We start from the raw sequence: 19,348 nt of genomic DNA, 5'->3' as shown, positions 1-19,348 counted from the left end.
GTAAATGGGGGAGGCCCGGGCCTCCCCCATTTCTCTACCCTTTTCTCAACCAGGGTGCTTACCTAAGCTGGTGGTGTTAGCCGACAGGCTATTGTAGCACGGCGGCTGTCTGGGCGGATTAGAGGACGGCGTCGCGCTCCTCGAGGCGGCGCTGCCGTTCCAGTTTGCGGCGCAGCTCGTCCTGACGACGGTGGCGGATGTAGCTGCGGATCAGGATCAGCAGCAGCACTCCGCCCGCCACGATCAGGACGATGGTCAGCAGGGCCTCGCTGAAGTTGCCCTCGGCGGCGCGGCCGGCGGGTTGCCAGGCGGCCGCGGGGCGCTCCAGCGGCACCTTGCCCAGGAACAACTCACCGGGGTTGCTCTCGTCGAGGGAGTACAGATTGAGGTTGTACAACTCGTCGGTTAGGCGCTCGGTGTAGAGCAGGAAGCGCCCGTCGGGGGAGCTCAGCGGCAGGTGATCGGTGCGGGCGATCAGTTGGCGCGGTCCGCCCTCGGGTTCGAGGGAGTAGAGGTAAACGGCGTACTCCGGGGGCTCTGTCTCGTTGTCGGCGGTGGGAGTCGGCACGGTTTCCTCGATGGGCGGTGGGAAGTCGTGGAGCCGCTTGTTCGGCCTCAGGGTGGCCAGGTAAACCGGCGAAGCCGGGTCCGGCGACGGCGGGGCTTGCTCAGCGTCAACCTCGTCGGCTTCGACCTCGCTTTCTGCTACAGCTTCTTGGAGCGCGGCGGCGTCCTCTTCGATTGACGGCGTGTCCCCCTCTTCCCCGCTTCCGGCGTCAGCAGGTGGAGCGGCGGCCTCCTGCTCCGTCGATGCCGGGACGTTTTCTTCCACCGCTTCGGTCTCTTCGACGGTGCCCTCTTCCAGGGTTACAGCTTCCTCGTCTTCGGCGGCTCGCGGCTCGAGCACCAACAACCGGCGCTCGTTGGGCACCCAGGCCACCTCGAGGACCTCCTCGGAGATCAGTCGGGTCTGCCCGTTCAGATCGAGGACCTGCAGTTCGCCGCGCTTGTTGATGAAGGCCAGCTCGTCGGACCGCCAAGACCAACAGAGAGTGTCGGCGGCGCGACGGCTCCAGGGTTCCTCGTGCTCGAGCAGCCGCTGTCCCGTGGCTGAATAGACGCTGAGCAGGTAGTCGCCGCTCTTGCGTTCGATGAGGAAGAACCGCGATCCATCGTGGTCCCAAACCACCCGGTAGGTGTCGGTACCGGTGCGGCGGCGCTCACCGCCGTCGAAGTCCATCAAGTAGGCGTCGCGGTCGATATCGACGCAGACCAGGCGCTCGCCGCGCACCAGGCCGCTGCGATCCCGGGGGATGTAGTATTCCCGGGTCTCCTCGACCAGGCGGAAGACCCCTTCACCGTCGGTGGCCGCCGCGGCCAGGGTGTTGTCCTCGGTCAGGAACAGCACCAGATCGTCGGCGACGAAGTCCGGTCCGGCCAGAGCTTGCGAGGAGAGGAAGCGGCTGCTCATCGTCTCCAGCTCGAAGACCTTCAGATCCCCCTCTTCGATGTAAGCCAGCTGGTCACCGGCGGAGTTCCACTGGGCGCCCTGGACCCACTCGGCGACGTCGATGCGACCGCCGCCGCCCTCCTCCATCAGGATCAAGCGGTCGTCGCGCTCCTTGATTGAGGCCACGGTACTGCCGGCGCCGGAGAACAGGGGTCGGGAACGGGTCTTGATCTCCCCGGCCTCCTCGAGATCGGCGTAGCACCAGAAGGGCTCGGAGTAGGGTTTCTCCACCAGGTAGGCCACGTGCCTGCCCGAGGGGGAGAAGAAAAACTCACCGACGTCGTCGCGGTCGATGAAGTGCTCGGCCTGCTCGGCTCCCTCTTCCCAAAGGTACAGCTCGCCCTCGTCGAGGTAGACCAGGCGCTGCTCCCGGCTGCAGGCGACCAGCAGGAGCAGCAGCAGGGCGGTGACCAGTATCAGCCTTTTCATGGATTCACTCCACGCGACGGACGACGGGCGGACCCACCGAACCGATCAGGGGTTGGTCAGGCGCTTGGCCAGAACCCAGACGGCGTAGAAGGGTAAAAACAGCAGCAACAGCGGCCAGGTGAAAACCTGCCAGCCCGACAGCTCGGCCAGCTCGTGCTTGCGGGCGGAGTAGGGCACATCGTCGGCGAAGCAGCCCAGCCAGAGGTAGACCCGGAACAGGTAGCGCCCCACCACCAGGTAGAGGAACAGACCGGCCAGGATGGCGAGCAGGCGGAGCATCATCTTGGGATTATCACCTAATTATGACCAAGCGCGCAGTCTGCTTCTGAGAATGTATAGCGTGATATCGGCGTCTCGATGGTTGAAGCGGAACGACCTTTCACGGATAAAGAGTCTGAAGTTGCGTTTGCAGCCGCCGTGGTCGGCTGTTAGGCGGCGCTTGGCGTAGTCCCGGAAGTCTCGAGGCCGTTGATATGCACCTTGTCATTGACCAAGGTCTTGTCATGGTTGATGCGTTTATGGTGGAAGCCGCTGAGCGACAGTTGCTTATAGGCCCGCCCGCCGTCGGCCAGCGGTAGTTGAAGCTGGGACGGTTGACGTGCCGCTCCCCCGCCCCGCTCCTCCCCGCCACATTGCCCGCCTCGTCGGTGGCGCGATGACAGACCCGTTCACGCCGATATAAGAACCCCACTGTAATAGCTGATGTTCATCTTCTGTGATGATCCCAGCATCTTTCCTAGTCCAGCACGTCGGCGGTGCGACCGCGGACCAGCAGGTTTCGCAGCCGCCGCGCCAAGGGTAAACCGTGACGCCAGGCTAAACCGCCCCAGAGGGTCAGGGCGCGCTCTTGCGGACCGCAGAAGACCGTATGCTCGCCGCCAAAGCCTTTCTTGAACTTGTAAACGCCCCAGAGAGGGTGGTTCTTGGTCGGCTCGACGGGGGCGCCCCAGAAGTCGTACGACTCGGCGCCGCGCTCCCGGGCCCGCTGGACGGCTTTCCACTGGACGTACTGGGTGCCCTTCTGTTTGGCGTGGCGGTGGCTGGAGGCGCCGTAGACGTAGTAGGCGTTGCTTCCGGCATATAACAGGAACACCCCGGCGACGGGTTCGCCATCGAAGTAGGCCAGCAGGATGTCGGCTCCGTCGGAGCCGAAGGCTCGCCAAACCCGGTGGTAGTACTTCCGGTCGTGGGCCAGGAAACGTTGGCGCTCGGCGGTCTCCTCCAGCAGATCGCAGAAGACGTCGACGCCGGCCGCATCGTTCTGCAGCCGCACTTCGACGCCGCGACGCTCGGCCAGCCCGACGTTGTAACGCGTACGGCGCTCCATTCCCGCCCGCAGCTCCTCAACAGCGGGTCGCAGATCCAGCAAAAAGGTTCCTCGGGGCTGGATGCTCTGCCGCGCCGGGCGGAAAGCGGAACCCTCGACCAGGACCCTGATCGCCGGCGCCCCGGGCGCCAGGCGGGGTTCCAGGGTCAGTACGGCGGCCCGCCGGGCCGACGGCGTCGCCAGCAGGGCCCGGACCCAGGCCTGCAGACCCGCGGCGTCGTCGGGCTCGAGCAGGGGACCGTAGGGGCAGTACAGCCAGTCCCCGCCGAGGGGCACGATCCGGCGGATCAACACCTGGCCCAGCACCGGCGGACCGGCCTCCCTTTCCAGGGCCAGACGCAGGGAACGATAACCGTAGGCTTCCTTCAACCGCGCCCAAGCCGACAATTGACAAGGCGCCGCGGCGGGCTGGGCCGTCACCAGGGCGTCCCAGACGGCGGGATCGTCGATCAGGCGCTGCTGCTTCGGGGTCAAGTTGCGATCACTCCGGGTGGTAAGATAGGGCGATAGCGGGGTCAAAAACGTCGGCAGCGGCGCAAAGGCGCAAGACCCTTGAAAGCCCCGCCGGGGCCTGTGCCTTTCGCTGAGACCCCACCCGCCCCGGAACCGGCACGGTTTTTGCATCTCGGCGCCCGTTGGTGCGACGACAACGGTCCGCCTCCGCAAAAACCGTGCCGGTTCCGGGGCGGAGACGAGCCTGGTCGTCGGGCCGGGCTTTCAAGGGTCTTGCGCCGTCGTTCAGCGGTGCCGGTCTTTGTCGTGGGCTGCCCATTATTACGTGCGGCCCCGTCGCTAAAAGCGAGCCCGCGTTCGAGGCTCGTTTTCACGCGAGATTGTAACACGTCGACGCCCGGGTTGGTTTAACCGCCGCCGCCGCCGTTACCGTCGGTGTTTTCTTCGGGGGGGTGGAGGGGTAGACGGACGGTGAAGGTCGAGCCCTCCCCCGGGGTGCTCTCGATCTCGATCAAGCCCTGGTGGAGGTCGACGATGCTCTTGGTGATGAACAGGCCCAGGCCGGTGCCCTCGGTCTTCTTGTCGATGCGCGAGTATTTCTGGAAGATGTCTTCTTGTTGCTCGGGAGGGATGCCCGTGCCGGTGTCGGTGACGGCGAACCAGACCCAGTCGTCGTCGGCGCCCGATGCAATCGAGATACTGCCGCCCATCGGAGTGAACTTGACGGCGTTGGACAGTAGGTTGTTGATCACCCGTTCGATTTGCAGGGCGTCGCACTTGACCGGGGGGATATCGGCGTCGAGGCGCAGGGTGAAGTGGATCTTCTTGATCTCCAGTTGGGCCTGGACGTTGTCGGAGAGGTGCTCGAGCAGGCTGTTGAGCTGGATGGGCTGGCGTTCGAGCTTGAGCCCCTCGGCGGAGATCTTGTTGACGACGAGGAAATCGTTGATCAGGTCGAGCAAGCGCTCGGCGTTGGTGTTGATGCCTTCGAGGGGTGGCAGGATCTCGCCGGCGAGTTTGCCGTAGGCGCCGGAGAGCAATAACGAGCAGTAGCCGATGATCGAGGTCAGCGGGTTTTTCAGGTCGTGGGTGATCATCGAGATGAACTCGTCGTTGAGGCGTTGGATGCGCAGCTTGTCGAGGGCCTTCTCGACGGTCAGCTTGAAGATATCGAAGTCGAAGGGCTTAGTCAGGTAGTCGTAGGCACCGCCGCGCAGAGCCTCGATCGACGAACGCATCGACGAGTAGCCGGTAATGACGATCACCAGGGTCTGGGGCAGGTTGTTGCGGACGTAGGCCAGCACCTCGAAGCCGTCGACCTTGGGCATCATCAGGTCGACGATGCAGAGGCTGAAGCGCTCGCTCTTGAGTTTCTCGATACCCTCGGAGCCGTCGGCGGCGGTGACGACGCGGTAGCCTTCCTTCTCGAGGAGGATGCGAATCGATTCGCACATCCGCCGCTCATCGTCGATGACGAGGATGCGCTCGATCTGCGGGCCGACACGGCGTCGGCGTTCGGTGCTGCTGGTGGTAGAGGACATCGGAGTGTGTTTGGGGTGTAGCCGTTCGCGACGTTGCGAGGGTGGCGGGTCGACCGGCGCCGGTATCGTTTGGGGGACAAGGGAGGCGACTCGCCGGCGACGACGGCGACCAGCGGGTTAATCATACAATAATTGGGGTGCAAACTTCTATTATCCGACCGTTTTGTTTTCCTGCGCCTGCGGTTCAGGCTTCCCGGCTGGGCAGATGGATGGTGAAGGTCGAGCCCTGTCCCGGTCGGCTGTCGACCTCGATCTCGCCGTCGAAGGATTTGATCAGGCCGTAGCTGATCGAGAGGCCCAGGCCGGTGCCCTTCTGGCCCTTGGTGGTGAAGAAGGGATCGAAGATGTTGGGCAGGTCGCCCTTGGCGATCCCGTGGCCGGTGTCGCTGACGGTGATGATTACGTGGCCCTCCCGGAAGGCTGTGCCCAGGCCCAGCACGCCGCCGTCGGGCATGGCGTCCTGGGCGTTGGTGACCAGATTGAGCATGATCTGACGGAACTGGTCCGGGGCCACGATGACGGGCGGCAGGGTCTCGGCGAGATTCTTCTCGACGCTGATGTCGTTCTTCTCGAGCTGGATACCTACCAGCAGCAACAGGTCCTCGATGATGCGGTTGATATCGGTGGCCACCACGGTGGTGCTTTCGGGGCGGTAGAAGTTGAGCAGGCCCTGGATGATCCGCACGATGCGCTGGACCTCCTCCTCGATGATCCCCAGTAGGCGGTACTTCTCCGAGCCGCTTTCCAGGTCCAGCTTGGCGATCTGCAGGTAGTTCTTGATCACCCCGAGGGGGTTGTTGACCTCGTGGGCGATGCTGGCGGCCAGCTTGCCGATGGCGGCCAGCTTCTCCGACTGCAGCAGGGCCTTGCGCAGGTCTTCTATCTCCTGCAGGTTGCGGGCGATGCCGACGGAGCCGGTGAAATCACCGTTCTCGTCGTGCAGGGGCGAGACGGACAGCTCGACGGGCAGGGGGCTGCCGTCCTGGCAGCGGATATCGACCTGGAACACCGCCGTACCGCCGCCGTCAGTCATGCGCTTGTGGATTTCCCCGAGCAGCTTGAGGTCCTTCTGATAGTAGAACAGCGAGATGTGTTCGCCGAGGACCTCGTCTTCGTCGTAGCCGGTCAGCGAGGCGGCGGTGCGGTTGAGGATCTCCAGGTTGCCAGCGGCGTCGCAGACGGTGATCAGCTCGCCCGAGGAGTCCAGCACGTCGCGCAGGTAGCGGCGGGCGATGCTGAGCTGCTCGGTCTTGGCCGCCACCTCGCGCTCGAGGTCGGCCTGATAGTTGGCCCGGGCCTCCTCGGCACGCTTGCGCTCGGTGATATCGGTGATCAGGGCGATCATGTAGCGCACCGAGCCTTCGCGGGAGATGAAGTCCACGGTGAACTCGACGGGCAGCAAGCCGCCGTCCTTGCGACGCATGACCAGCTCCGTCGGCTTGCCGCTGAACAGGGAGAACTGGTTGCGGTAGGATTGGGTATCGAGTTTGCCGGACAGCAGTCCCTCGACCCCGCTTTCGCTTTCATCGTAGGCGAAGATCAACAGGTCGTAGAAGCGGCTGCCGATGAGTTCGTCCTCGTCATAGCCCAACATGCCGCACAGGGCCGGGTTGGCCATCGTCAGATCGCCGCCGCGGTCGGTCAGGCAGATGCCGATGGGCGAGCGGTTCCAGATGGAGCGGTAGCGCTCCTCGCTTTCGGCCAGGGCCTGCTGGGCCCGCCGCCGCTCGGTGATGTCGATCAGGTTGCCCAGGATGGCGGTTTTGCCCTCGAGGGTGATCGGCCGGGCGTGGATCTCGACGTTGCGGATCTCGCCGTCCTTACGGACCAGGCGGGTGATGAACTCGGGGGAGAGTCCGGCGTCGGTGCCCCGGCTGCGCCGGCGTTCCAGCAGTTTCCCGCGATCGGCTTCCGGGGCCAGCTCGACGGGATCCATCCGCAGCAGCTCTGCGGCCGGGTAACCCGAGATAACCTCCATTTGATGGTTGACGAAGATGAACTCATCGCCGCTGAGGATGTAGACCCCGATCATGGCCTCTTCGGTGAAGGCCCGGTACTTCTCCTCACTCTCCCGCAGGGCCTCCAGGGCCTGCTTGCGCCGGGTGACGTCGATGGCGGTGCCGATGAACCAGCGGACCTCGCCGCCGGCCTCGGGCAGGGGGATCAGCCGGATGTCGAAGGCCCGCCGGTTTTCGCCGGCGCCGACATCGAGTTCGTAGGAGTGGACGGCTCCGTCGGCGATATGCTCGAAGCGCCGACGCATGGCGGCGACCTGCTCCGGGGCGGCGATATCGACGATCCGCTCGCCGTTGTAGAAATCCGGCGTTCGGCCCTCGACGGCGGCGAAGGGGCGGTTGACCTGCTCGTAGTACAGGTAGCCCTCGTCATCGAGGCGCATGCTCCAGAGCATGATGTCCATGTTGTCGAAGATGGCCTGGACCTCGCGGCGGTGACGATCACGCTCGGCCTCGGCGCGACGTTGTTCGGTGATGTCGAGCTGCCGACCCCAGAGCCGGACCAGGCGTTCGTCGACGATCTCGCCGAACATGCTGGCGATGAACCAGCGCTGCTCGCCCGCGGGGGTTAGCTCGCCGAAAACGCTGTTGTCCAGGCGGCAGTCGTTGTCCAGGAAGCGCTGCAGGTGTTCGAGGAGGGTTTCGCGCCGGGGGAAGACCTCACTCATCCGCCGGCCCAGCAGCTCCTCGCGCCGGGTAAGGTACATCTCCGCCAGGGCGTCGTTGCACTCCACGCAGATCCCGGAAAACAGCAGCTCGAGATTGGCTTCACGCAGGGCGGGGTCGCTGAGCCGCTCCAGGGACAGGGGCTCGAGTTCAAAGCACCAGACCCCCTCGGAGATGTGCTCGACGTAGTAGCGGGAGCGGCGCTCGGTCTCGGCCTGGCTGCGCTCCAGCCCGATCGAGTACAGGGCGAAGGCCAGGTCGTTGGCCAGCTCGACGATCAGCTCCCGTTCCTCGCGCTCCGGGACGTTGCCTTCGATGCCGCCCAGGGACAGATAGCCGAAAACGCGGTCGCCGTATTCGAGACGCGCGGCCAGATAACTCACTTTTCCGTTGTCGAACAGGGGGCAGTCGTCGCAGTTTCCGGCGAGGACGTTGTCTTCGGCTTCGGCGATCCGCCGCAGGCACAAGGGCAGATCGGCCGTCGTTTCATAGCCCGACTCCTCAAGGGACTTGTCGAAGGAACTGCGGTAGGCCATGGTGGTGACGTCGCCGTCGTCGTCGAGCAGTACGATCCAGGCCTGGTCGTAGTGACTTTGGGTCAGTTGCTCGCAGGCGCCGTCGATCAGCTCGGCGGGGTTCTTCTCGACGGTGATCAACTGGCTGATGTTGCGCAGGGCCCGCAGGGTGGAGTTGAGTTGGCGGATGCTCTCCCGGGCTTCGAGCCGTTCGGTGATGTCGCGCACCAGCACCAGCACGGCGCGCTGGCCCAGATAGGTCATCACCCCGGCGTTGAGCTCCAGGGGGATACGTTTGCCGTCCCTGGTCAGGCCCTGGATCTCGTAGATATGGGGCACGTCGCTTTCGCCGTTCAGGCGCCGCCGGTAGTTGTCCATCACCTTGTCGATGTCCGCCGGATCGATATATTCACTGACGGGGGTGTCGACCAGCTCGTCGATGGAGAAACCGGAAAGCTCGGCCATCGCCGTATTGGCCAGCTTGATCAGGCCGTCCTGGACGATGATCACGCCGTCGGTGGCCTGCTCGACCAGGGTGCGGTGTTTCTCCTCGCTTTCGGCCAGGGCGTGGAGGTTGCGCGTGCGCAGAATGGCGACGGCGGCCATGCGGGCGAAGATGCGCAGCTTCCCCAGGTCGGCCTCGTTGTAGACCCGCTCGACCTGGCCGATGGAGAGGACACCGAGCAGGCGGTCGCCGTCGGTGATCGGTTCGGCGATGATCGACTGCAGGTGATCGGTCGAGTCGTCGGTGCCCTCGATGTAGACGACCTTGCGCTCGAGGTCGTTGTAGTTGTCGTAGGCACCCCGGCGCTCGACGGCCACCCTGCCCACCAGGCCCTCGCCGGGCTTGAGCCGGAAGGAATAGATCGTGTCCGGATCGGTGTCGGTGTTGGTGTAGAGCGGTCGCAGGACCTGCTCGTCCTCGTCGAAGGTGTAGACGATGCAGAAGTTGGAATCGAGCATCTGGGTCGCCTGGTCGCCGATCACGGCGACGACCTCGTCCAGGTCGTCGTTGTCGGCCAGGACGAGGGTCGTCTCGTAGAGCCGGCGGTAGGTCTCCTCGCCCTCGGCCAGGGCCCGGATGTACTGGTTACGCTTGACGGCGATGGCGGCCAACCGGGCGAAAACGCGCAGCTGGGTCAGGTCGTCGTCATCGTAGCGACGGTCGTAGGTCCCCAGGGTGACGGCGCCCAGCAGATTCTCGCCGTCCATGATCGGTTCGGCGATGGTCGACTGGCGCTCGTCGTCCTCGGCCGGTGTGCCCGGAACGTGCCTGTCCTTGCGCTCCGGCTCGTCATAGTTGACGTAGGCTCCCTCCCGATCCCGGGCCACCCGACCGGTCAGGCCCTCACCCAGGGCCATGACGGCCGCCTTGAGCTCCTCGACGGCTGCGGGGGCGTCGACGCTGAGCGGCACCAGCCGCTCGTCGTCGGCTTCGTAGAGGAAGACGATGCAGAAGTGGGATTCCAGGGTCAGCTTGGCCTGGTGGGCGATAGCTTCGGCGGCCGTCGCCAGCTCGTCGGTGTCGGCCAGGGTCAGGGTGGTGTCGTAGAGTCGGCGGTAGGTCTGTTCGCTCTGGGCCAGGGCGTTGAGGTAGCGGGCGCGCTTGACGGCGATTTCGGCCTGGCGGGAGAAAATGCCCAGGCGGTTGAGGTCCTCGTCGGTGAAACGCCGCCGGGGGGCGATCAGGGTCATCACCCCGAGCAACTCATCGCTGTCGGAGATGGGCACGGCGATCAGGGAGTTGGTTTTACTCTGATTGGTCGTGCCCGGGATGGTGGCCACGGGGCGCTGGTCTTCGTCGTAGTTGGAGTAGGCGCCGCGGCGGCTCTGGGCCACGCGACCGGTCAACCCCATCCCCAGGGGCGCCTCGAAGCTCATCACCTCGTCGGGTTCCTCGGGTTCGTTGGTATAGATCGGGACCAGCTTCTCCCGCTCCTCGTCGTAGCGGTAGAAGATGCAGACGGCGGCGTCGATCAGTTCGGCGGCGTGCTCGGCGATGACCCGGATCGAGACCTCGAGTTCGTCGGTGTCGGCCAAAGCCAGGGTGGTGTCGTAGAGCCGACGGTAGGTCTGTTCGCTCTCGCGCAGCGCGGCGACGTTCTCGGCCCGGCGCAGGGCCAGGGAGACCAGGTGGACGAAGATGCGGATTATCTCCTGGTCGCGATCATCGAAGGCGGCGTAGAGCTTGGAAAGGGTCAGTACACCGCTGACCTCGTCGCCGTCGAGGATCGGCTCGCAGAGCAGGGATTCGTACTGATCGAGTTCGCTTTCCGTTCCCGGTAGCTGGGCGATGACCGAGCGGTCCTCGTCGCCGGCGTTGACGTAACGGCCCACGCCGGTGCGGGCCACGGTGCCGGTCAGCCCCCGGCCCAGCTCGACCTGGTAGGCCATCACCTGATCGTAGGTCTCGGCGGAGGTGGTCTTGAGCGGCTGGAGGACGCCGCGCCGGGGCAGCAGGCGGTAGATGGTGCAGTAACGCGCCTTGAGCAGCTTGCCGGCCTGGTTGACCAGCACCTCTAGAACCTCGTCGAGATCGGTCTTGTCGGTGACGGCCAGGGTGGTCTGATAGAGGCTGCGGTAGACCTCCTCGGACTCGGCCAGGCGCTCGAGGTAGCGGGCGCGCTTGACGGCGATCTCGGCCTGACGGGCGAAGACGGTCAGGCGCTGCAAATCCTCGTCGTCGAAGCGGCTGCGGCCGCTGCCCAGGGTCAGCACCCCGCTGACCCGCTCGCCGTCGAAGACCGGCACGCTGATCAGGGATTCGGTGACGTCGACCGCCGGATCGGTGCCCGGCAGATGGACGGCGTGCTCGAGCTCGGGATCGCCGGCGTTGATGAAGCGCCCCCGACCGCTCTGGGCCACCAGGCCGGTGAGCCCGGTTCCCAGGGGCAGTTCGAAGCTCTCCATCTCGGCGGCGAAGGCGGCGTTGTTGGTGTAGATCGGCCGCAGGACGCCGTGGTCGTGGTCGAGGAGAAAGAAATGGCTTTCCTCGGCGCCCAGCAGGTTGGTGGCGTGCTCGGCGATGACGGCGATGGTCTTGCTGAGTTCGCGTTCGTCGGCCAGGGCCAGGGTGGTGTCGTAGAGGCTGCGGTAGGTCCGCTCGCTTTCCGCCAGAGCCGCCTCGGCCTCACGGGTTTCGCTGATATCGCGGATGACGCCGTTGTAGCTGCGGATCTCGCCGTTCTCGTCGAGTTCGTAGTCGCCGCGCTCGTTGACCCAGATCGTCCGGCCGTCCTTGTGCAGGATACGGTAGTCCATGCTGAAGCGGTGTTCGCGGCGACGCTGGGCGCTCTGCTCGTCGAGCTTGCGGTAGACCATCTCGATGTCGTCGGGATGAATGATCCGGCGCCAGATGTCGTGGGCCCCCTCGATGAACTCCTCGGCGCTGTAGCCGGTCAGGCGCTCACAGGAGGGGCTGATGAAGTCGTAGGCCTGGCGGCGGATGTCGAAGCGGTAGATGGTGTCGGTGACGGCGCCGGCGAAGCGGCGGAAGCGTTCCTCGCTATCCGCCAGCTCGAGCTCGGTGCGCTTGCGCTCGGTGATGTCGGAGAGGATGCCGCTGGCGGCCACTGGGTGGCCGTCGTCGTCCCACTCGTAGCGGATCGAATGCCGGGCCCAGAAAAGCTCACCGTTACGGCGCTGCAGCCGGCTCTCGAAGACCAGGGGACGCTCGGTCGGACCGGTGGCGAGGAAGCCCCGCAGGCGCTCGAGGAAGGCGTCCTTCTCCTCCGCGGGCAGGACCTCGGTGAAGGCGAAGCCGCTACGGTGCATCACCTCGTCGACTCCATAGCCCAAGACCTGCTCCACCGCCGGGGAGACGAATTCGAAGCGGTTCTGCTCGAGATTGATGCGGTAGAGGACGTCGGCCACATTGTCGGCGTACTGGCTCAGCGCTTCGCGACTCTCGGCCAGGGCCCGCTCGGACAGCGTGCGCTGCAGCGCTACCGAGGCCTGGTTGAGGAAGGTCTCCACCACCTCGCCCTTGGTCATCCGGGCGCCGTTGAGGAGGATGATATCGACCATGCCGTAGAGGACGCCCTCGCGCACCAGGCCCATCGAGGCGATCACCTCGACGCCCAGCTCCCCAGCCAGGCCCTCGACCAGCTCGTCGGGCACCCCCCACTGCTTCAGCACGTTGTCGTCGAAGGGGTAGATCTCCAGCTCGCCGTGCAGGCTCTTGACGTCGCCCTCACCGGGCAGCTCGTAGGTCAGCTCGGGATTATTGCACAGGCTGGTCACCAGCGGCGGGGCTTCAGCGGCCGAGCATTCAATCGAGCGCACCTTCATCCGCTCGGTCCGGGCGTCGTATTGCGATACGGTGACCAGGGCGTTGTCGAGCATTCCGCAGAGTCGTCGGGCCAGGTAGGCGAAGATGTCGGTGCCCGGATCCATCCGGACGAAGTCCAGCGCCGTTTCCGTCAACAGGGACAGGTGGGTGATGTATTCGCGTTCTTTCTCCTCGGCCAACTTGCGTTCGGTGATGTCCTCGGTCAGGATCACCACCCGGTTGACGACGCCGTCGGCGTCGGTCAGGGCGTAGAAGTGCTGGGAGACCCATAACGCTCCGCCGGGCCGGGGCTCGAGTACCGCCAGTTCCGGGATGTGCAGGTAGCCGCCCTCGCTGTAGATGCTGCGGACCTTGTCGCGCCAGTCGCCCAGGTAATGGTCACGCTCGTCGAAGCTCAACTCACCGCGCGTCGCGGAGCGATCCCGGGCCAGTTCGTCCTCGGGTACGGCCCAGATGCGGCGCCAGGCCTCGTTGGCCAGGATCAGGCGGCCCTCGGTGGTGCGCACGCTGACCCCCAGGGGCAGGTGCTCGACGACGGCGCGGTTGAAGCGCTCGGATTCCTGCAACGCCTCCTCGGCCCGCTTCTGCTCGGTGATCTCGACCATCATCACCAGCACCGCCGGAGCCCCCTGATAGGAGATCGAGGTGGAGTACTGGTCGATCCAGCCGATCCTGCCGTCCTTGGCCACGCCGCGGTAGGAGTAATGAGGGATGATCCCCGTGGTTTCGCCGCGCTGCTTTTTCGTGCTCTGCTCGATGACGAAGCCCCGATCCTCGGGATGGATCAGGCGGGCGAACTCGCCGGGATCCCAGGCCAGCAGCTCCTCCGGGGTATAGCCGGTCAGGTCGGTCATCGCCCGGTTGGCGTACCTGATCACCCCTTCCTGGAGGATCAGGATACCCATCAGCGAGTTCTCGCTGATCAGGCGGAACTTGTCCTCGCTCTCCCGCAGGGCGCGCTCGGCCAGCTTGCGCTCGGTGATGTCCGAGGTGACCACGTAGCGGTTTCGAACGCCGTCCGGGGTAATACTGTGGGAGTAGCGGTTGTGGATGCAGCGGCGCTCGCCGTCGGGGCGTTCGATCCAGAACTCCAGCGAGCGGAGGGGCTCACCGCTCTCCAGGGTTCGGCGGCGCAGGCGCTCGAGGCGTTCGACCTCGTCGGGGGCGGCGATGTCGATCCCGGTCAGCCCGGCCTCGATCTCGGCGCGCTCGCGCTGGAGGATCTCGCACAACCGCTCGTTGACATAGACGACGCGGCCGTCCTCGATGATCGCCAGGCCGTCGGAGATGTTGTCGGCCATCCGCCGGAAGCGCTCCTCGCTCTCCCGCAGGGCCTGCTCGGCCTGGAGTTCGTCGACGGCGTTGGCGATCTGGTGGGCGATCAGCTGCAGCAGCTCCCGGTCGTCGTCGTTGTAGGCCGCGTCGTCGTCGTAACTCTGAACGGCCACCACGCCGAAGACCTCGTCGCCGCGCTTGAGCGGCGCGCCCAGCCAGACGCGGGGTCGTTTGAGGTCGCCACGTGGTTCGATCTCCCCGGTTTCAGCGAGTTCATCGAAGCCTGCAGAATCAACGAGCACCGCCTCGGCCCGGCGGACGACGTAATGACAGAGGGTTTTTTCGGCCGGGTACTCCTTGAGGATCTCGTCGACGTCGGCGAAGTAGGGGAAGCGCAGGGTGTTGCTGGACTCGTCGAAGAGGGCGATGAAGAAGTTGGTGGTTTCCAGGACCCGGGCCAGGTTGCGATGGATTATCGGGTAGAGGTCGTCGAGGCGCTCGCAGGTGTTGATCGAATTGGCGATGGCGAACAGGACGTCCTGAACGGTCTCGGCGCGCTTGACGTCGGAGATGTCCTGGAAGTTCTCAATGATGTAGGTCCGACCGTCGAGCTCGATACGATTGGCGTTTTTCAGGATCGGGTTCAGCCGCCCGTCGCGGCACTTGATGGTGGTATCCATCCCGCGGAAGCCGTCTTGGCCCTCGGCCCAGATGGGGCACTCACCGGAATCGGAGCCCTTGGGACAGATGATGTCGCACGGTTCGCCGACCAGCTCTGCGCGGTCGTAGCCGGTGATCTGACAGGTGTGCTCGTTGATGTCGCGGATGACGTATTCCTCATCGATGATCAGCACTCCGCCGGCCATGTTCTCGTAGAGGGTGCGGAAGCGGTTCTCCGAATCGCGCAGCGCCCGTTCGGTCCGCAGCTTGTCGACGGCGTTGGCGATCTGGCTGGAGACCGTCTCCAGCAGCTCGCGGTCATGCTCGTCGTAGGTTCGCGGATCGTCGTAATTCTGGACGGCCACCACACCGAAGACCTCATCGCCGCGCTTGAGCGGCGCTCCGAGCCAGACCCGGGGGCTGGCCATCCGGCCCCGGGGGGCGATCTCGCCCCGTTCGATCAGCTCGTCGAAGACTTCGTCGTCGGCCAGCAGGGTCTCGCCGCTGCGGATGACGTAGTGGCTGACCGTCTGCTCGGCCGGGAACTCCGTCAGACTCTCTTTCCTGCTGTCGACGTAGTAGGGGAAGACGAGAAGGTTGGGCTCACGGTCGTAGAGGGTGATGAAGAAGTTGGTGGTGTCGATGATCCGCGACAGGTTGCGGTGGATGAGGGGGTAGAGCTCGTCGGTGCTTTCGCAGGTGTTGATGGCGTTGGCGATGTTGAACAGAACCTCGCGGACGGTTTCGGCGCGCTTGACCGCCGAGATGTCGGTCAGGATGCCGTCGTGATAGACGACCTCACCGGCGGCGTCGCGCACGGCGCGGACGTCGATCGAGACCCAGAAGGTTTGGCCGTCGGCCCGGTGCAGGCGGGCCTGGAAGCCGTTGACCACGCCGTCGCGGCGCATGGCCTCCATCAGCTCCGTGCGGCGTTCCTCGTCCACGTACAGCTCGACGGCCCGCCGCTGGAAGAGCTCCTCCCGATCGGTGAAACCGAAGAGCTTGACAAAGGCGTCGTTGACCTCGATGAACTCCCCGGCCGGGGTGACCCGGTAGACGCCCAGGGGCAGGTTCTCCTGCAGGCTGCGGTAGCGCTCCTCGGCGGCCTCCTTCTCCTCCACCAGGGCCCGCAGGCGGGCGTTGGCCCGCTCGAGTTCCAGCTCGGCGCTGCGACGCTCGGTGATGTCCCGGGCGATCAGCAGGATGCCCCACGGCTCACCCTCGCGCTCGATCATCGAGGAGTTGATCTCCATCAGCAGGCGGCGGTCGTCCCTGGCCACAACCTCGCGTTCATAGGAGAAAACGCCCTGCTCACCGGCCCGGCGCCGTCGGCGTCGCTCGTCGATAGCCGTGTCGCCGCTGTTGGCGAGATAATCGTCGATGGGGCTTCCGATCAGTTCCGCGGCTGTGTAGCCCAATTTGTCCACACCGGCGGGATTGGTATAGATGATCCGACCCTGGATGTCGTGGATGATGATGACGTCGTCGGCGGTTTCGGCCAGCAGGCGGTACTGCTCCTCGCTATCGGCCAGGGCCTGCTCGGTACGCCGCCGTTCGGTCAGATCTTCGACGGTGCCTTCGTAGTAACGCACCGTGCCGTCGGGGGAGCGCACGGCCCGGGCGCTCTCCCGGACGTAGAGCGTCCGGCCGTCGCGTTTGGTCCAGGTGTACTCCCGGCCGACGATCTCGCCGCGCTCCTCGAGCTCCCGCTTGAAGTCCGCCCGGGAGAGCTGGGGCTGGTAGCCGTTGGTCTCCAGGTTGTGGTCCAGCAGCTCCTCGAGGGTCGTGAAGCCCATCATCTCGACCATGGCCTGGTTGGCCAGCAGGATGCGGCCGTCCGGGGTTGTGCGGTAGACGCCGAGATGGACGTTGGAGAAGACGCTGCGGAAGCGCTCCTCGGATGCGCGTAGCTCTTCGTTGAGGCGGTGCTGTTCCAGGGCGCGGCCGATCTGGTCGGCGGCCACCTTGGCCAGATTGTAGTCGTCCCGACCGAAGGTCTCCCGCGACAAGACCGTCAATGAGCCGACGATCCGGCCGCTGGAGTCGATGAAGGGAATGCCCAGCAGCCCGGCGGCGCCCATCCGTTTGGCCGCCCGCCCGGCCAGCCGGCGCAGGGGGCTCTTCTCCTCGACCATCGCCCGCAGCATCTCGACCAGGGTCGTTTTCTCGACCTCCTCGTCCGGGGTGAAATCCAGGCCGCAGACCGTCGGGCGACCGCTGGTCATCGTCCGGCTGATGACCGAATCCTGATCCAGGGGAATCTCCCAGCCGTCCAGCGGCCGACCGACGAGATCGTTGAGGAAATTGAGCAGCTTGTCGTCGGTGCGGTACTCGGCCATTACCAGCTTACCCCGCTCCGCGTCGAGCAGGTTCAGGCTGACGAAAACCGGAAAGGACTCGGCCAGCAGATCGGCGGCCCGGGAGAGGATCTCCTCCCGACCCGCGGTTTCGAAGAAGACCCCGGACAGATCCGCCAGGGTCTCACTGTGCTTGACCCGGCTCTGGAGTTCCTCCTCGTAGTTGACCGTTTCGGTGACGTCGGAGCAGTTACCCAGGAACGCCTGGCGGCCGCGGTAGGTGATCGGCCGCGTCGAGACGCGCAGCACCGCCGTCCTACCGTCCCTGCGCCGGATGCGCATGGTGTAGCGACTGGGCACTTCCCGACCTTCGAGGCGTTCAGCCATCCGATCCATCAGCGGGCGATGATCGTCGGGATGGGTCAGCTCGCCGGTGTCCAGGGCCAGCAGTTCGTCTTTGGAGTAACCGGTGATCCGGCTCATCTCGTCGTTGACGAACATGAAACGTCCCGGATCGTCGGGTTCGGCGGGGGGGTGGAAGATGTAGACGCCGACAAGGGCTTCCTCGACCAGGGCCCGATAGCTCTGCTCGGTCTCCACCTGGCTGGTGATGTCGGTCATTACGCCGTTGACGATCGCCAGACCCTCATCGTCCCACTCGTAGCGGATGCTGTCGCGGACCCAGATGATCCGGCCGTCGGAGCGGATCATCCGCGCCGTGATCTCCAGGGTCTCGTCCCGGGGACCATTGCCGATGAAGGTCCGGACCTCGTCCTCGACGCGCTCACGATCGTCGGGATGCAACACCTTGAGGGTGAAGTTCTTGAAGTCGTTCCAGACCTCCCCGTAGGGATAGCCGAGCATCCGCTCCACCGAGGACGCCAAAAACTCGAAACGCTTGGCGCGCAGATCCGCCCGGTAGAGCACGTCGGGGACTTTCTCGACAAAGGACTGCAGCCGGCGGCGGCTCTCGTCGCGCTCCAGTTCTGCCCGCCTGCGCTTACCGACGTCCTGGTGGATGCCGGCGGCGCGTAACGGCTGCCCGGCGACGTCGCGCTCGCGCACCTTGCCCCGGCTGAGGATCCAACTCCAGCCGCCGTCCGCGGACCGCATCCGGTACTCGCACTCGTAGGCCTCGCTCTCGCCGTCGAGGTGGCGCTGAAGCTCGCTTTCCACCCGTTCCAGGTCCTCGGGATGGACCAGTTCCCGCCAACCCTCGTAGCTGGCTTCGACCTCGTCCAGGCTGTAGCCCAGCATTGAAGCCCAACGCTCATTGAGGTGCAAGGTGCCGGCGGCGATATCCCAGTCCCAGTAGCCCAGCTCGGCGCCCTCGACGACCTCCCGCAGGCGCTCCTCGCTGCGACGCAGACGCTCTTCGGCCCGCCGATAATCCGTCAGATCGCGCAGGATCACCAGGTAGCCCGCGGGACGCTCCGCGGTTCCCAGCACAGAGGCCCGCACCCCCACGATGATCGTTTCACCGTCGGGGCGGCGCAACTCGTATTCCGCCCCACGGGTGCGGCCCAACGCGCGCAGTTTCTCGGCATTGTCCGCGGCCTTGTCGGCCTCGCGACCGCCCAGCAGAGCCAAGCCGTCGGTCCCCAACAGCTTCGCCCTGTTCCCCCGTCCCAGAATCTCCAGGGCCCGGTCGTTGACGGCCCCAACCATCAACTCCTCGTCGACGATGACCACGCCGTCAGGCACTAGGTCCAGCAGGGTCTCGTAGCGGTGCTCGGTCTGCTCCAGAGCCCGCTCCATCAGCTTCACCCGGCTGACGTCCTCGATCAGCCCGAGGACGGCCTCTACCCTGTCATCGGCATTCAGAATCGGCGTGAGCTGGACCCGGGCCTCCAGCTCGCGGCCCCAGTGGGAGCGGTACGAAAGCTCCTGGACCAGGGTTTCACCGCCGTCGGCGGCGCTCTTGAACAGCCCGGAGAAACCGGACTCGACCAGGGGTTGGAACTCCAGCAGATTGATGGCCAGGGTCAGTTCGGTCGAGGGCGAGCCGAGGAGCTCAACCAGCTTCTCGTTGACCAGCTTAAGATTGCCCCCGGTATCGGCCAGCAGCACCCCGACGGGGGCGTGCTCGACCAGCAGCCGGTAGAGATCGACACCGCTCTTCTCGGCGGCGTCGACGACCTCCCCCCGCCCGCGAAGCTCGGCCACCGTCTCGCTGGTCAACTCGGCCAGGCGGCGGCGGAGCTCCTTGAGCTCCTCGATGAGCTGGGCTTTGGTTTTTCGCTCGTCCTTCATCACGGGAAAGAGGCTGGAGGGTGGGAAGGGCGGATGGAAAGTACCGCCATTGTCACTATGACAATAGTTGTTTATTTCATTCTATCACCGCCGGCCCGCTGCGGCAACCGTAAACA

5 protein-coding genes are annotated in these 19,348 nt (G+C 65.3%); all 5 read right to left on the bottom strand.

The genetic code is table 11. The annotated features are described in order from the left end of the window. Positions 1-118 precede the first annotated feature (118 nt). Positions 119-1,939, bottom strand: a complete 1,821-nt coding sequence (locus GF399_05820) for a hypothetical protein (GenBank protein MBD3399833.1) — start codon at positions 1,937-1,939, stop codon at positions 119-121. Positions 1,940-1,984: 45 nt separating this feature from the next. Beyond that, complete coding sequence (locus GF399_05815) at positions 1,985-2,221, bottom strand: hypothetical protein (GenBank protein ID MBD3399832.1); 237 nt, start codon at positions 2,219-2,221, stop codon at positions 1,985-1,987. Positions 2,222-2,675: 454 nt separating this feature from the next. Then, complete coding sequence (locus GF399_05810; protein ID MBD3399831.1) at positions 2,676-3,890, bottom strand: peptidoglycan bridge formation glycyltransferase FemA/FemB family protein; 1,215 nt, start codon at positions 3,888-3,890, stop codon at positions 2,676-2,678. A gap of 236 nt (positions 3,891-4,126) precedes the next feature. Beyond that, positions 4,127-5,260 carry a response regulator gene (locus GF399_05805; GenBank protein ID MBD3399830.1) on the bottom strand — a complete coding sequence of 378 codons (1,134 nt, stop codon included), beginning with the start codon at positions 5,258-5,260 and terminating at the stop codon, positions 4,127-4,129. A 184-nt stretch (positions 5,261-5,444) separates the two neighbouring features. After that, the gene (locus GF399_05800; GenBank protein MBD3399829.1) at positions 5,445-19,232 is read right to left on the bottom strand and encodes a PAS domain S-box protein; all 13,788 of its coding nucleotides are present in this window, start codon (positions 19,230-19,232) and stop codon (positions 5,445-5,447) included. Positions 19,233-19,348: the final 116 nt, after the last annotated feature.

It is taken from the genome of Candidatus Coatesbacteria bacterium, assembly GCA_014728225.1.
Classification (GTDB): domain Bacteria; phylum RBG-13-66-14; class RBG-13-66-14; order RBG-13-66-14; family RBG-13-66-14; genus WJLX01.
The sequence above is the reverse complement of the archived record's forward strand: the minus strand, read 5'-3'. Positions and strand labels throughout refer to the sequence as shown.

What these genes read in the sequence shown, in the direction of transcription:
- GF399_05820 (MBD3399833.1), bottom strand. Translation starts at nt 1,939, where the DNA reads ATGAAAAGGCTGATACTGGTCACCGCCCTGCTGCTGCTCCTGCTGGTC.
- GF399_05815 (MBD3399832.1), bottom strand. Translation starts at nt 2,221, where the DNA reads ATGATGCTCCGCCTGCTCGCCATCCTGGCCGGTCTGTTCCTCTACCTG.
- GF399_05810 (MBD3399831.1), bottom strand. Translation starts at nt 3,890, where the DNA reads ATGCAAAAACCGTGCCGGTTCCGGGGCGGGTGGGGTCTCAGCGAAAGG.
- GF399_05805 (MBD3399830.1), bottom strand. Translation starts at nt 5,260, where the DNA reads ATGTCCTCTACCACCAGCAGCACCGAACGCCGACGCCGTGTCGGCCCG.
- GF399_05800 (MBD3399829.1), bottom strand. Translation starts at nt 19,232, where the DNA reads ATGAAGGACGAGCGAAAAACCAAAGCCCAGCTCATCGAGGAGCTCAAG.